Source organism: Variovorax sp. 350MFTsu5.1, assembly GCF_048302515.1.
Classification (GTDB): domain Bacteria; phylum Pseudomonadota; class Gammaproteobacteria; order Burkholderiales; family Burkholderiaceae_C; genus Variovorax; species Variovorax guangxiensis.
Genome location: NZ_CP157620.1, coordinates 1,989,315 through 2,002,719, shown reverse-complemented (window position 1 = coordinate 2,002,719; position 13,405 = coordinate 1,989,315). Strand labels below are relative to the sequence as shown.

Genomic DNA, 13,405 nt, shown 5'->3' with positions numbered 1-13,405 from the left:
TTCCTGCTGCCTGCCCTCACCGGAGAACCGACGATGAAACGACGGACGCTTGGCGCTCTCGCCGCCCTGGCCCTTTCCACCGCCTTCGCGGCGAGCCTTCCCGCGCATGCCCAGACGCCGCAGCCCAAGACGCTGAAGGTGGTGGCGCATGCCGACCTGAAGATCCTCGACCCGACCTTCACCACCGCCTACATCTCGCGCAACTTCGGCTACATGGTGTACGACACGCTCTTCGCGCAGGACGCGAGCGGCAAGCCGCAGCCGCAGATGGTGGAGAAGTACACCGCCTCGAAGGACGGCAAGCAGTGGAGCTTCACGCTGCGCCCCAACCTCAAGTTCTCCGACGGCAGCGCCGTCACCTCGGCCGACGCGGTCGCGTCGCTGCAGCGCTGGGCCGCGCGCGACAGCCTGGGCCGCGCCATGACGGCCAGCGGCGCCGAATGGAAGGCCACCGACGCGCGCAGCTTCACGCTCACGCTCGCCGAGCCCTTCGGCATGGTGCTCGACGCGCTGGCCAAGCCCTCGGGCTTTCCGCCGGTGGTGCTGCCCGAGCGGCTGGCGAAGATGCCCGCCACCGCGCCGCTGACCGAAGTGCTGGGCTCGGGCCCCTACATCTTCAAGCGCGACGAATGGGTGCCGGGCAACAAGGCGGTGTTCGTGCGCAACCCCAACTACGTGGCGCGCAGTGAGCCGCCCAGCGGCCTGGCCGGCAGCAAGAAGAGCAACTTCGACCGCGTCGAGTGGCTCTACCTGCCCGACGCCAACAGCGCAGTGGCCGCCCTCAAGCGCGGCGAGGTCGACATCATCGAGCAGCTGCCGCCCGACTACATCGCGCCGCTGCGCACCGACACGGGCGTGAAGATCGGCTCCGGCGGCGCCTACCAGGGCTTCCTGGTGATGAACCAGCTGCATCCGCCCTTCAACAACCCGAAGGTGCGCCAGGCGCTGCTGCAGGCCGTGAGCCAGGAGCGCTTCATGGCGGCCATGGGCTTCCCGCTCGACATGCGCATGGCCTACTGCGCCACCTACTTCATCTGCGGCAGCCCCAACGACACCGCGGCCGGCGCCGAGCCCTACCGCAAGGCCGACGTCGCAAAGGCCAAGAAGATGCTCGCCGACGCCGGCTACAAGGGCGAGAAGGTGGTGCTGCTGGTGCCCAGCGACGTGCCCTACCTGAACGCAGAGGCGCTGATGGCCGCGCAGACGATGAAGAGCATCGGCCTGAACGTCGACGCCCAGACCATGGACTGGGCCTCCATCGGCGCGCACCGCGCCAAGCGCGACGCACCCGACGCGGGCGGCTGGAACATGTACGTCACCGTGGCCGGCGAATTCGATGCCAACTCGCCCATCAGCAACGCCTACCTGAGCGCGGCCTGCGGCAACACCCTGCCCGGCTGGCCATGCGACAAGCAACTGGACGACCTGCGCACCGCCTGGCTGAAGGAGACGGTGCCCGCCAAGCGCAAGGAGCTGCTCGACGCCTTCCAGGCCCGCGCCTACGAGGCCGTGCCCTACATCAACGCCGGCCAGTACTCGGCCGCCTTCGCCGCGCGCACCAGCCTGAAGGGCCTGGACAAGCTCTGGTCCGGCATGCCGACGGTCTGGGCGCTCGACAGGCAGTAAGGGCCGGAGGGACACCGCCATGGGCTACATCGTTCGACGCTTCATCGCGACCCTGCCCGTCATGGCGGTGGTGGCCGTGGTGGTGTTCCTGCTGATCCATCTCTCGCCGGGCGACCCGGCCGCGCTCATCGCGGGCGACCTCGCCACCACCGAAGACATCGAGAAGCTGCGTGCCGCGCTGGGCCTGAACCTGCCGCTGTGGCAGCAGTTCGGGCTGTGGATCGGCAAGCTGTTCACCGGCGACCTGGGCACCTCGATCTTCACGCAGATGCCTGTCACGCAGCTGCTGGGCCAGCGGCTGGAGCCCACGGTGTCGATCGCCGCGCTGACCATGCTCATCACGCTGGTGGTGTCGGTGCCGCTGGGCACGCTCGCGGCCTACCGCGCGGGCAGCTGGATCGACCGGCTGGTGATGCTCTTCGCGGTGCTGGCCTTCTCGGTGCCGGTGTTCCTGGTGGGCTACCTGCTGGTCTACAGCTTCGCGATCCAGCTGCCGTGGTTTCCGGTGCAGGGCTACGTGCGCTTCGCCGAAGGCCCGGGCGAGTGGCTGCGCTCGCTGGTGCTGCCCTGCGTGAACCTCGCCCTGGTCTACATCGCGCTGGTGACGCGCATGACGCGTGCCACTGTGCTCGAAGTGCTGCACGAGGACTACATCCGCACCGCCCGCGCCAAGGGCCTGGGCGTGCTGCCGGTGCTGGGCCATGCGCTGCGCAACGCGGCCATCCCCATCGCCACCACCGTGGGCGCGGGCATCGCGCTGCTGATCGGCGGCGTGGTGGTCACCGAGACGGTGTTCGCCATTCCCGGCGTGGGCCGGCTGGTGATCGACTCGGTGCAGCGGCACGACTATCCGGTGATCCAGAGCGTGCTGCTGCTGTCGGCGGGCGTGTACGTGCTGATCAACCTGCTGATCGACCTGAGCTACCGGCTCTTCGATCCGCGCATCCAGTACTGAATCACCCATGTCCTCCGTACTTCCCATGAGCGACATCGATGTGCCCGCGACGTCTGCCACAGCCGCCACCCCGGCAGCCGCGCCGCCGGTCGAGGCCCCCTTCGTTCCGCCGCGCCTGCGCTGGCTGCGCAAGCACCCGACGCTGATCATCGGCGCGCTGCTGCTGATCGCGGTGGCGGCGCTTTCCATTGCCGCGCCCTGGATCGCCACGCACGACCCGCAGGACATCGACCCGCTCGCGCGCATGCAGCTGCCCTCGGCCGAGCACTGGTTCGGCACCGACGCGCTGGGCCGCGACGTGTTCAGCCGAGCCGTGTGGGGCGGACGGGTGTCGATGATCGTGGGCGCCTCGGTGGCGCTGCTGGCCACCTTCTTCGGCGTCGCGCTGGGGCTGGTGGCGGGCTTCGTGCGATGGGCGGACGGACCGATCATGCGCGTGATGGACGGGCTCATGGCCATCCCGGGCATCCTGCTGGCCATCGCGCTGATGGCGGTCACGCGCGCCAGCCTCACGACGGTGATCATCGCCATCACGGTGCCGGAGATTCCGCGCGTGGTGCGGCTGGTGCGCTCGCTGGCGCTCACGCTGCGCGAACAGCTCTTCGTGGAGGCCGCGCACGCGGTGGGCACGCGCCTTCCGGTGATCCTGGTGCGCCACGTGCTGCCGAACACCGTGGCGCCGCTGATCGTGCAGGCCACCTTCGTGGCCGCGGCCGCCGTGCTGACGGAGGCCGCGCTCTCCTTCCTCGGCGTGGGCGTGCCCTCGCAGACGCCGAGCTGGGGGAACATGATGGCCGAGGGCCGCAACTTCGTAGCCGTGGCGTTTCACATCATCCTGTACCCGGGGCTGCTGCTGGCGGCCACGGTGCTGGCCATCAACCTGCTGGGCGACGGCCTGCGCGACGCGCTGGACCCACGCCTGGCGCGCCAACTCTGAGCGAGGCAGCCTCATGACCATCGCCATGTCCCACGCAGCGCTGGCCCCAGGCGAGCCGCTGCTCGAAGTCGACGACCTGCGCACGCACTTCCTCACGCCCGGCGGCGTGGTGCGCTCGGTCGACGGCGTTTCCTACACGGTGCGCGCGGGCCGCACGCTCGGCGTGGTCGGCGAGTCGGGCTGCGGCAAGAGCGTGACCGCCCTGTCGATCCTGCGGCTGGTGCCCACGCCGCCGGGCCGCCACTCGGGCGCCGTGCGCCTGCGCGGCACCGACCTGATGCGGCTGAGCGAGCGCGAGATGCGGCAGATCCGCGGCAACCGCATCTCGATGATCTTCCAGGAGCCGATGACATCGCTGAACCCGGTGCTCACCGTGGGCCGTCAGATCGCGGAGACGGTGCAGCTGCACCAGAAGGCCAGCCGCGCCGACGCGATGAAGCGCGCGGTCGAGATGCTGCGCGTGGTGCAGATCCCCGAGCCCGAGCGCCGCGTGAACGAATACCCGCACCAGCTCTCGGGCGGCATGCGCCAGCGCGTGATGATCGCGCTGGCCCTGGCCTGCAACCCCGAGGTGCTGATCGCCGACGAGCCGACGACCGCGCTGGACGTGACCATCCAGGCGCAGATCCTCGACCTCATCAAGCGGCTGCAGAAGGAGCTGGGCATGGGCGTGGTAATGATCACGCACGACCTCGGCGTGGTCGCCGAGAGCTGCGACCGCGTGGTCGTCATGTACGCCGGCAAGAAGGTGGAGGAAGCCGACGTGATCGACCTCTTCGACCGCCCGCTGCACCCCTACACCCGCGCGCTGATGGCCTCGATGCCCGCGATGAACACCGCGAGCACGCGGCTCACCGAGATACCGGGGCTGGTGCCGGCCGCGCACGAGCTGGGCCGCGGCTGCGCCTTCGCGGCACGCTGCAGCCACGCGCGCGAACGCTGCCGTGCCGAGACGCCGAGGCTGGCGCAGCAAGGCGGCGACCACGTCGTCGCCTGCTTCGCCGTCGAGGAAAACTGGGCCGGTGCCGAGGAGATCGCCGCATGACGACAACCGCTGCGACGCCCTTGCTGCAGGTGCGCAACCTGCGCAAGCACTACACCACCCCGAAGCGCTGGCTGCGGCCGGCCAGACCGGCGATCCAGGCAGTGGACGGCGTCTCCTTCGACGTCGCGCGCGGCGAGACGCTGTCGCTGGTCGGCGAATCGGGCTGCGGCAAGACGACCACTGCCAAGTCGGTGATGCGGCTGGTCGAGCCGAGCTCGGGTTCGGTGCAGCTCGAAGGCCGGGAGCTGCTGTCGCTCTCCCCCGAGGACATGCGCATGCGCCGGCGCGACCTGCAGATCATTTTCCAGGACCCGTATGCCTCGCTGAACCCGCGGCTGACGGCCGGCGACATCGTGGCGGAACCGCTGCGGAACTTCGGCATGGGCGCCGCGGCCGAGCGGCGCGAGCGCGTGCAGTGGCTGTTCTCGCGCGTGGGCCTGCGGCCCGAGGCAGCGAAGAAGTTCCCGCACGAGTTCTCGGGCGGGCAGCGCCAGCGGCTTGGCATCGCGCGGGCGCTGGCATTGAACCCCAAGCTCATCGTCTGCGACGAACCGGTGTCGGCGCTAGACGTGTCGGTGCAGGCGCAGGTGGTCAACCTGCTGATGGACCTGCAGGCCGAGTTCGGCATCGCGTATCTCTTCGTGGCGCACGACCTCGCGGTGGTGCGGCACATCAGCCACCGGGTGGCCGTGATGTACCTCGGCCACATTGTGGAAATCGCCGACCGCGACACGCTGTTCTCGGCACCGCTGCATCCGTACACCGAGATCCTCCTGTCGGCCGTGCCGGTGCCCAACCCGCGCACGCCGGCGCGGCGCATGCTGCTGCAGGGCGATCCGCCGAGCCCGGCAAATCCGCCCTCGGGCTGCCGCTTCCACACCCGCTGCCCGATGGCGCAGGCCGTGTGCAAGGAGAAGGCGCCGGAGTTGAGCGAGCGGCCCTCCTCGTCCGCCAACGGAAGCCACCTGGTCGCCTGCCATTTCCGCTGAAGAAAGGATTCATCCCGTGTCCGACAAGCTCCCCCACTACGAACTGCTGATCCGCGGCGGCACCGTGATCGACGGCACCAAGGCACCGCGCTTCGACGCCGACGTCGGCATCGTCGGCGACCGCATCGTCGCCATCGGCAAGCTCGCGGGCCACACGGCGGACCAGACGATCGACGCCACCGGCCGCATCGTGGCACCCGGCTTCATCGACTCGCACACGCACGACGACCAGGCGGTGCTGTCGCAGGCGCAGATGCCGTTCAAGGTGTCGCAGGGCGTGACCATGGTGGTGGCGGGCAACTGCGGCATCAGCGCCGCGCCGCTGCGCGAGGACATGGACCTGCCCATGCCGCTGAGCCTGCTCGATTCGCCCGCCGAAGGCCGCTTCACCAGCTTCGCCGCGTACCTCAATGCGCTGCGCGCGACACCGTCGTCGGTGAACGTGGCAGCGATGGTCGGCCATTCGACGCTGCGTGCGGTCGCCATGTCAGACCTTGACCGCCCCGCGAACGAGACCGAGATCAAGGCCATGCAGGCGATGGTCGAGGAAGCGATGCAGGCCGGCGCCATCGGCCTGTCGACCGGCACCTTCTACCCGCCCGCGGTGAAGGCGACGACCGAGGAGATCATCGAGGTCGGCCGACCGCTGACTTCACGCAAGGCGCTGTACGTGACCCACATGCGCGACGAGAGCGACCGGGTGATGGAGTCGCTGGAGGAAACCTTCCACATCGGCCGCGCGCTGGGCATTCCGGTGGTGGTGTCGCACCACAAGGTTCAGAACACGCGCAACTTCGGCAAGACGAAGGTGACGCTGCCCTTCATCCAGGAGGCGATGAAGCACCAGTGCATCGGGCTCGACTGCTACCCCTACACGGCCGGCTCCACCATGATCCGCACCGACCGCGGGATGATGGAAGGCCGCGTGCTCATCGCCTCGAGCGTGCCGCACCCCGAATGCGCGGGCCGCGACCTGAAGGACATCGCAGCCGATTGGGGCGTGTCGGGCGAGGAAGCGGCCAAGCGCCTGCAACCCGGCAGCGCGATCTACTTCATGATGGACGAGGACGACGTGCAGCGCATCCTCGCGTTCGACGAAACCATGATCGGCTCCGACGGCATCCCGCTGGGCGACAAGCCGCATCCGCGCCTGTGGGGCACCTTCCCGCGCGTTCTGGGGCACTACAGCCGCGATGTGGGCCTGTTCCCGCTGGAGACGGCGGTGTGGAAGATGACCGGGCTCACCGCACGCAACTTCGGCCTGCACGAGCGCGGCACGCTGAAGCCGGGCCACCACGCCGATGTGGTGATCTTCGACGCCGCGACTGTGCGCGACACGGCCAACTACGAATCGCCGATGCAGCCTGCCGAAGGCATCGATGCGGTGATCGTCAACGGAGCCCTGACTTGGCGCAACGGGGCGCACTGCGGGGCGCGCAACGGGCAGGTGATCACGCGGCGCGAAGCGGCTGCCTGAGCGGGCTCAGTCGGGCGCGTTCATGACCCGGTCGAATTCCTCGTCGGCCGGTACGTTGTCCGCGTCGAGTTCGCTCGCATCGGAAAGATCGATCCCCGTCTCCTCCGAGAGATCGTCGCCCAGGTCGGCATCGGGCTCCTCGAAATCGTCGGCGGGCAGGTTGTCTTCATCGTCTTCGGAGGGCGAAGCGGATCGCGCGGTGGCGTTCATGATCTGTTCCTCGGCTTGTTTCTGACAGGCCCCCTATGGTGCGCCTGTTTCGGCCCTTGCGGTTCATCCGGCGCGAGGCTTCGGTGTCGGAAAGTTTCGCGCCGGCCCGAAGGAAGATCAGTCCTTGTGCACGTGCCCATGCTCACCGTGGCCGGGGTCGTCATGGCCGTGTTCGTGCCCATGCTCACCGTGCGCGAGGCGGCTGACCAGCGTGACCAGCGCGATGCCCGCCACCAGCCACAGGATCTGCGCTGCCGTCTGGCGCGCGGGCAGGCGCTTCTGCAGCTGCGGGATCAGGTCGGCCAGCGCCACGTAGACGAAGCTGCTGCCGGCCAGCACCAGGAAGTACGGCAGCAGGCCGTGCAGCTGGTCGACCAGCCACCAGCCCGCGATACCTCCCAGCGCGGTCATGGTGCCCGCGAGCGACACCTTCACCAGTGCAGCCCGCTGGTTGGCCGAGCTCTGGCGCAGTACGACGAGGTCGCCGATGTGGTGCGGGATCTCGTGCGCCAGCACCGCCAGCGCGGCCACCAGGCCCAGCCGGATGTCGGCGGTGAAGGCGGAGGCGATCAGGATGCCGTCGCCGAAGCAGTGCACGCTGTCGCCGGTGAGCACGGCCCAGCCGCCGGTGCGGGGCCCGTGGGCGTGGCCGTGGGAATGACCGTGGGCGTGGTCGTGTCCGTGGTGATCGTGGCCGTCCGTTCCGCCCTTCTCTTCACCCTGGTGATGCTCGTGCCCGTGATGCCATAGCTCCGCCTTGTCGAGCAGGAAGAAGAACACCAGCCCGAACAGCAGCACGCCGAACAGCAAGCCGGGCTCGATGCGGCTTTCGAAGGCTTCGGGCAGCAGGTGCATGAAGGCTGTGGCGAGCAGCGCACCGGCCGCCAGGCTCAGCAGGTGCTGCGGGTTCACGCCGCCCGAACCGCTGCGCACGCCCACTTTCAACAGAAGAGCCGCGACCCACACGCTTCCGATACCGGCAACCAGGGTCGCCGCGATGATGACTATCAAATTCATAGCTGCTTGCGCAAGAAAGACGGCCGCCGGAACTTTTCCGGGACCGCATACCGATCATAAAAAGAGAAAGGCCGTCACGAGGACGGCCTTCGGCGGGGATTGGCTGACGGGCGCCGTTCAGGCTACGCCGTTGGCTTTGAACCAGGCCGTGGCACGCTGCCAGCCATCTTCCGCCGCGCTCCTGACATAGCTGGGGCGGTAGTCGGCATGGAACGCGTGACCCGCTTCGGGATACACGACGAAGCTCGACGCCTTGGCCGCCGGGGTTCCGGTTGCCAGAGCTGCTTTCATCTTATCAACCGTGTCAAGGGGGATGCCCTGGTCTTTGCCGCCGTAGAGGCCGAGCACCGGCGCCTGCAGGCTGGCGGCGACGTCAACGGGGTGCCTCGGCGTCAGCTCGCTGGCCTGGCCGACCAGCCGGCCGTACCAGGCGACGCCCGCCTTGACCTTGCCGGTAGCGGCATAGAGCCACACAATGCGGCCGCCCCAGCAAAAGCCGGTGATGGCGGCCTTGCCGGTGTCGCCGCCGTTGGCCTTGGCATAGGCCAGGGCGCCGTCGAGATCAGCCATGACCTGCGCGTCGGGCACCTTGGAGACGATGTCGGCCTGCAGCTTCGGAATGTCGGTGTAGCCGCGCGGGTCGCCCTGGCGGGCATACAGCTCGGGCGCGATGGCCAGGTAGCCCAGCTTGGCGAAGCGGCGGCAGGTGTCGGCGATGTATTCGTGCACGCCGAAGATTTCCTGCACCACCAGGATCACCGGCAGGCCGGTCTTGCCGGCGGGCGCGGCCGCATAGGCGGGCACCTCGAAGTCGCCGACGGCGTACTTGATGGGGCCTGCCTTCAGGCCGTCGGCCGGGGTGCTGATGGCGGACTGCGCCATCACCGGCATGACCGCTGCTGCGTAGCCGACGCCGATGGCGGCCTTGAGGGCAGTGCGGCGCGTGGCGCCCTGCTCGGTGCTGTCGCCGGGGCGAAGCGAATCGAAGTCGGAACGGCTGTCGTCGAGAGGCATTGATTGGGCTCCGGTTGAATCGTCGGACAAGGGGCGTGGCGCTGTGGAAAAACGCACGCCGCAATGTAGGCGAAATCCGCCGGCGGCCCTATGCCCCGAACTTCATTGGGGTTGGTGCGCCCCGTAGGCCCGCCGGGCCAGCGCCGCCGCCAGCACCTGTGCCGGATCGACCAGGTCCAGCCCCGCCACCGCGGCCGAGCCATGCAGGCCCAGCGGCACCTCGGTGCAGCCCATGATGATGGTGACGGGGCCATGGCGCTCGGCCAGCCTCAGCGCCACTTCGGAAAAGCATTGTTCGGCGAGCGGCATGTTGCCGGCCTTCACGCCTTCGAAGATGCCGCGCGTGATGGTCTCGCGCTCTTCGGGCAGCGGCACATGGCACTCCAGCCCCTCCTGGGCCAGCGCCTGCTCGTAGAGGCGGATGCGGTAGGTGCCTTCGGTGGCCATCAGCGCCACGCCCGTCGCACCCTGTGCCGCGAGGTGGCGCGCCGTCTCGCGCGCCATGTGCAGCAGCTCCACCTGCGGAAAGCGCTCCTGCAGGTTGGCGTGCCAGGCATGTGCCGTGTTGCATGCGATGGCCACCGTGCGGCTGCCGAGCGCCGCCAGCCGGCCCAGCGCCTGCAGCATCGGCTCCAGCGGCTGGTGCGCCCCCTGACCGGCCGAAGCCAGTGCCTCGGTACGGTCGGGCACCGGGACCTGCGCGAGCCAGTGCTCGGGAAAGGACTGGTCGCGCACCGGCTCGCCGCGCGCACGCATCTGCTGCGTGCAGGCCTGCACGAAAAGCCGCACGAAGTCGGCGCCCGCCGCCGGGCCCATGCCTCCAAGAATGCCGACAACCTGCGTCACTGCAACTTCCTTTTCTTTCTCTCTCCGCGCCGCTGTCAGGTCGCTGGCTTATCGCTCAGGGCCTTCAGGTTTTCCTTCAGCTGCGGGCTCATCGGCAGGTTCAGCGGCACGTTCTTCGGCGGGATAGGCTGCATGAACCACTTGTTGTAGAGCTTCTCGAACTCGCCGCTCTTCATCAGGCCCGCGAAGGTGTCGTCCACCAGCTTCTTGAAGGCCGGGTCGTCCTTGGGCAGCATGCAGGCGTAGGGCTCCACCTGCAGCGAGTCGCCCACCACCTCGTAGTCGCCCGGCGTCTTGGCGTTGGCGATCAGGCCGTAGAGGAGGATGTCGTCCATGGCGAAGGCCGCGACACGGTCGCTCTCGAGCAGCAGGAAGGCATCGGCGTGGTCCTTGCCGAGCACGATGTCCATGCCGAGGTTCTTCTCGATGTTGTACTTGCGCATGACCAGCACGTTGGTGGTGCCGGTGGTGCTGGCGACGGTCTTCTTCGCGAGATCGGCGTAGTTCTTGATCTTCGACGACTTCTTCACCAGCAGGCGCGTGCCGGTGTAGAAGTGGTTGATGGCGAAGGCCACGTCCTTGCCGCGCGCGGTGTTGTTGGTGGTGGAGCCGCACTCCAGGTCGATGGTGCCGTTGGTGATCAGCGGGATGCGGTTCTGCGAGGTCACGGGCATCAGCGCCACCTGCAGGTCGGGCTTGTTCAGCTTCTTCTTCACCGCCTCGACCACGGCATTGGACAGATCCACCGCCATCCCGATCGGCTTGCCGGGGCCCTCGAGGTAGCTGAAGGGCACCGACGATTCACGGTAGGCCAGCGTGATCTTGCCGGACTCGGCGATCTTGGCGAGCGTGTCGGCGGCCTGTGCGCCGGTGGCGGTGAAGAACACCGTGGCGGCCATGGTAGCCATGAGGACGGAGAGTTTCATTCGAGCCTTCATTCGGTTGGACTGAACAGGGGGCCAGTGTAGGAACGGGCGAAACAAAACCACAAATTCCAATAGAAAGCTGATCCATGCCCAAAGGTTATGGGCGGGGGTGCTTTTGGCATTTCCGGTGCGGGCCGCGCGCGCCTACAGTCAAAGCCACCGTTCTGCCGAACATTCATTCAATCCATCCATCTCTCCGGAAAGCTGCCTCCATGCATGTGTGTGTGCTCGGCGCCGGCATCGTGGGCCTGGCGACCGCCTGGCAGCTCGAGCGCCAGGGCTATCAGGTCACCGTGATCGACCGCGCCGCTCCCGGCTCGGGCGCGAGCGGGGGCAACGGCGCGCAGCTGAGCTACTCGTACGTGCAGCCGCTGGCCGACCCTTCGATCTGGAAGCAGTTGCCCAAGCTGCTGCTGTCGTCTGCCTCGCCGCTCAAGCTGCGCCCGCAGCTCGATCCGCTGCAGTGGCGCTGGGGCATGGAATTCCTCGCGGCCTGCAACGCGCGCACCTCGCGCGCCACCACCGCGAGGCTGCTGGAGCTGGCCGCGTCGAGCCGCATCGAGTTCGAGGCCATGCGCGCCGAGCTCTCGCCCGACTGCGATTTCTCCGCCACCGGCAAGCTGGTGCTGTACGCCAGTGCCGCCTCTCTCGAGGGCGCGCGGGCGCAGCTCGAACTGCAGCGCAGCATGGGCAGCGAGCAGCGGCTGGTGACGCCCGAGGAATGCGTCGCCATCGAGCCCGCCCTCGCCAGCTACCGCGACCGGATGGCGGGCGCCGTCTACACGCCGAGCGAATGCGCGGCCGACTGCCTCAAGGTGTGCACGGAGCTGACGAAGGCACTTGGCGCGCGCGGCGTGCGCTTCATCACCGGCACCGACGTGCGCGGCTTCGTGCGCAGCGGACGCCGCATCGCCGCCGTGCACACCGGCAGCGGCGACGTGGAAGCCGATGCCTTCGTGATGGCGCTGGGCTCGGCCTCGCACAAGCTGGGACGTGCGCTCGGCGCCTACCTGTCGGTCTATCCGCTCAAGGGCTACAGCATCACGGTGGACGTTGACCCCGCGCCCGGTGCCGCGCCGCGCGTGAACGTGACCGACAGCGCGCGCAAGGTGGTGTTCGCGCGCATCGGCTCGCGCCTGCGCGTGGCGGGCATGGCCGAGCTGGTTGGGCATGACGCGAGCATTCCGGCCACGCGCATCGAGACGCTGGCGGCCGCCACGCGCGCCCTCTTCCCGCATGCGAGCCGGCTCGAGCAACTGCACCCCTGGACAGGCATGCGCCCCGCCACGCCCAAGGGGCTGCCGATCATCGGACGGCTGGAGAGCGCGCCTTCGAACATGCTGTTCAACACCGGCCACGGCGCGCTCGGCTTCACACTGGCCTTCGGCTCGGCGCTGCGCGTGGCGCAGGCCCTGAAAACCTAGGACCTAGATCGTGTCCTGGATCGCCTGCTGCATGCAGCGGGTGATTTCGCGCACCGCCACCGAATCGGGCCGCGCCGCGAAGCGCAGCGCACGGATCGGCACCGGGATGTGCGGCTCCAGCGTCAGCACGTCGACCTTGGCGCGGTCCGCCGAGCGCGCGGTGCAGCCGTCGACCAGCGCCACGCCGATGCCGTGGTGCGCCATGGCCAGCGCCGCGTGATAGGTCTGCACCGTGACCACCGCCTGCTGGAAGCCCACGCCCGCCTGCCGGCAGGCCTGGCTCAGGCTGGTGCCCACGGGGTCGCGGCTGTCCAGGCCGATCACCGGCCGGTCGACCAGGTCGTGCAGTGCCACCGAGCCGTTGCGCACCAGCGCGCGCGGCAGCATCCCCTTGGGCGCGATGCACACCATGCGGCTGTCGGCCAGCGTCTCCTGCGTGAGCGATGGGTGCACCGCCGGGCTGAAGGCGAAGCCCACGTCGGCCTCCTGCAGCAGCAGCGCCGACATGATCTGCGGCGAGTGCAGCGACTCCACCGTGATCGCGTAGCCCGGATGCTTCTCGCGGAACGCTTTCAGCGCGCGCGGCAGGATGTCGTAGCTCAGGGCCAGCACGCTCAGGATGCGCAGCTCGCCGGTGTCGCCCGCCGTGCGCAGGTTGGCGGCGAGCCGCTGCACCTCGTCGAGCTGCGCGAACAGCCGCTCGATGTGCGGATACAGCGTGAGCGCCTCGGTGGTCGGCGTGAGCCGTCCCTTGGCGCGCTGGAACAACGGAAAGCCCAGCTGCAGCTCGGCATGCTGCAGCGTGCGGCTCACCGCCGGCTGGGTGATGTTGATGAGCCGCGCCGCCGCGCTCACGCTGCCCGTGAGCATGATCGCGTTGAAGACCTCGATGTGGCGCAGTCGCATGATGATCAGCGGCAGTTCATGCCTTCTTCGCGG

At 68.7% G+C, this 13,405-nt stretch carries 13 protein-coding genes; 7 read left to right on the top strand and 6 right to left on the bottom strand.

Annotated elements, in window-relative coordinates; translation table 11 throughout:
- Nucleotides 1–33: 33 nt before the first annotated feature.
- Genes ABL843_RS08850 through ABL843_RS08825 form a run of 6 tightly spaced genes read left to right on the top strand, consistent with a single transcriptional unit; the run spans nucleotide 34 to nucleotide 7,029 of the window.
- The gene (locus tag ABL843_RS08850) at nucleotides 34–1,626 is read left to right on the top strand and encodes an ABC transporter substrate-binding protein (protein WP_418119607.1); all 1,593 of its coding nucleotides are present in this window, start codon (nucleotides 34–36) and stop codon (nucleotides 1,624–1,626) included.
- Between the two features lie 19 nt (nucleotides 1,627–1,645).
- Nucleotides 1,646–2,581 carry an ABC transporter permease gene (locus tag ABL843_RS08845; protein ID WP_007831166.1) on the top strand — a complete coding sequence of 312 codons (936 nt, stop codon included), beginning with the start codon at nucleotides 1,646–1,648 and terminating at the stop codon, nucleotides 2,579–2,581.
- Nucleotides 2,582–2,606: 25 nt separating this feature from the next.
- Nucleotides 2,607–3,518, top strand: coding sequence for an ABC transporter permease (locus ABL843_RS08840; protein ID WP_418120452.1), 912 nt, complete (start codon nucleotides 2,607–2,609; stop codon nucleotides 3,516–3,518).
- A 13-nt stretch (nucleotides 3,519–3,531) separates the two neighbouring features.
- Complete coding sequence (locus ABL843_RS08835) at nucleotides 3,532–4,563, top strand: ABC transporter ATP-binding protein (protein ID WP_126022851.1); 1,032 nt, start codon at nucleotides 3,532–3,534, stop codon at nucleotides 4,561–4,563.
- Nucleotides 4,560–5,552, top strand: coding sequence for an ABC transporter ATP-binding protein (locus tag ABL843_RS08830; RefSeq protein WP_126022850.1), 993 nt, complete (start codon nucleotides 4,560–4,562; stop codon nucleotides 5,550–5,552). The genes ABL843_RS08835 and ABL843_RS08830 overlap by 4 nt, the downstream gene beginning before the upstream one ends.
- Before the next feature lie 16 nt (nucleotides 5,553–5,568).
- Entirely contained in the window at nucleotides 5,569–7,029 is a 1,461-nt protein-coding gene (locus ABL843_RS08825) for an N-acyl-D-amino-acid deacylase family protein (RefSeq protein ID WP_418119605.1), read from the top strand.
- A 6-nt stretch (nucleotides 7,030–7,035) separates the two neighbouring features.
- Here ABL843_RS08825 and ABL843_RS08820 read toward each other — a convergent pair whose 3' ends face one another.
- From ABL843_RS08820 to ABL843_RS08800, 5 genes are all read right to left on the bottom strand, one after another.
- On the bottom strand, nucleotides 7,036–7,239 hold the full coding sequence (locus tag ABL843_RS08820) for a hypothetical protein (RefSeq protein ID WP_126022848.1): 204 nt from the start codon (nucleotides 7,237–7,239) through the stop codon (nucleotides 7,036–7,038).
- 117 nt (nucleotides 7,240–7,356) lie between these two features.
- Nucleotides 7,357–8,256: a ZIP family metal transporter gene (locus tag ABL843_RS08815; protein ID WP_126022847.1), complete on the bottom strand. Its 900-nt coding sequence runs from the start codon at nucleotides 8,254–8,256 to the stop codon at nucleotides 7,357–7,359.
- A 117-nt stretch (nucleotides 8,257–8,373) separates the two neighbouring features.
- A complete protein-coding gene (locus tag ABL843_RS08810; RefSeq protein WP_418119604.1) occupies nucleotides 8,374–9,270 on the bottom strand; it encodes a dienelactone hydrolase family protein in 897 nt (298 codons plus the stop codon).
- A 102-nt stretch (nucleotides 9,271–9,372) separates the two neighbouring features.
- On the bottom strand, nucleotides 9,373–10,086 hold the full coding sequence (locus ABL843_RS08805; protein ID WP_126022940.1) for an aspartate/glutamate racemase family protein: 714 nt from the start codon (nucleotides 10,084–10,086) through the stop codon (nucleotides 9,373–9,375).
- A gap of 65 nt (nucleotides 10,087–10,151) precedes the next feature.
- On the bottom strand, nucleotides 10,152–11,042 hold the full coding sequence (locus ABL843_RS08800) for a transporter substrate-binding domain-containing protein (RefSeq protein WP_418119602.1): 891 nt from the start codon (nucleotides 11,040–11,042) through the stop codon (nucleotides 10,152–10,154).
- A gap of 212 nt (nucleotides 11,043–11,254) precedes the next feature.
- Here ABL843_RS08800 and ABL843_RS08795 point away from each other — a divergent pair, with 212 nt between their 5' ends.
- The gene (locus ABL843_RS08795; protein ID WP_418119601.1) at nucleotides 11,255–12,466 is read left to right on the top strand and encodes a D-amino acid dehydrogenase; all 1,212 of its coding nucleotides are present in this window, start codon (nucleotides 11,255–11,257) and stop codon (nucleotides 12,464–12,466) included.
- Between the two features lie 3 nt (nucleotides 12,467–12,469).
- Here ABL843_RS08795 and ABL843_RS08790 read toward each other — a convergent pair whose 3' ends face one another.
- Complete coding sequence (locus ABL843_RS08790; protein WP_126022843.1) at nucleotides 12,470–13,372, bottom strand: LysR family transcriptional regulator; 903 nt, start codon at nucleotides 13,370–13,372, stop codon at nucleotides 12,470–12,472.
- Between the last annotated feature and the right edge of the window lie 33 nt (nucleotides 13,373–13,405).

Coding starts and splice junctions, on each gene's coding strand:
- ABL843_RS08850 (WP_418119607.1), top strand. CDS start 34: ATGAAACGACGGACGCTTGGCGCTCTCGCCGCCCTGGCCCTTTCCACC.
- ABL843_RS08845 (WP_007831166.1), top strand. CDS start 1,646: ATGGGCTACATCGTTCGACGCTTCATCGCGACCCTGCCCGTCATGGCG.
- ABL843_RS08840 (WP_418120452.1), top strand. CDS start 2,607: ATGAGCGACATCGATGTGCCCGCGACGTCTGCCACAGCCGCCACCCCG.
- ABL843_RS08835 (WP_126022851.1), top strand. CDS start 3,532: ATGACCATCGCCATGTCCCACGCAGCGCTGGCCCCAGGCGAGCCGCTG.
- ABL843_RS08830 (WP_126022850.1), top strand. CDS start 4,560: ATGACGACAACCGCTGCGACGCCCTTGCTGCAGGTGCGCAACCTGCGC.
- ABL843_RS08820 (WP_126022848.1), bottom strand. CDS start 7,239: ATGAACGCCACCGCGCGATCCGCTTCGCCCTCCGAAGACGATGAAGAC.
- ABL843_RS08815 (WP_126022847.1), bottom strand. CDS start 8,256: ATGAATTTGATAGTCATCATCGCGGCGACCCTGGTTGCCGGTATCGGA.
- ABL843_RS08810 (WP_418119604.1), bottom strand. CDS start 9,270: ATGCCTCTCGACGACAGCCGTTCCGACTTCGATTCGCTTCGCCCCGGC.
- ABL843_RS08805 (WP_126022940.1), bottom strand. CDS start 10,086: ATGGGCCCGGCGGCGGGCGCCGACTTCGTGCGGCTTTTCGTGCAGGCC.
- ABL843_RS08800 (WP_418119602.1), bottom strand. CDS start 11,042: ATGAAACTCTCCGTCCTCATGGCTACCATGGCCGCCACGGTGTTCTTC.
- ABL843_RS08795 (WP_418119601.1), top strand. CDS start 11,255: ATGCATGTGTGTGTGCTCGGCGCCGGCATCGTGGGCCTGGCGACCGCC.
- ABL843_RS08790 (WP_126022843.1), bottom strand. CDS start 13,372: ATGCGACTGCGCCACATCGAGGTCTTCAACGCGATCATGCTCACGGGC.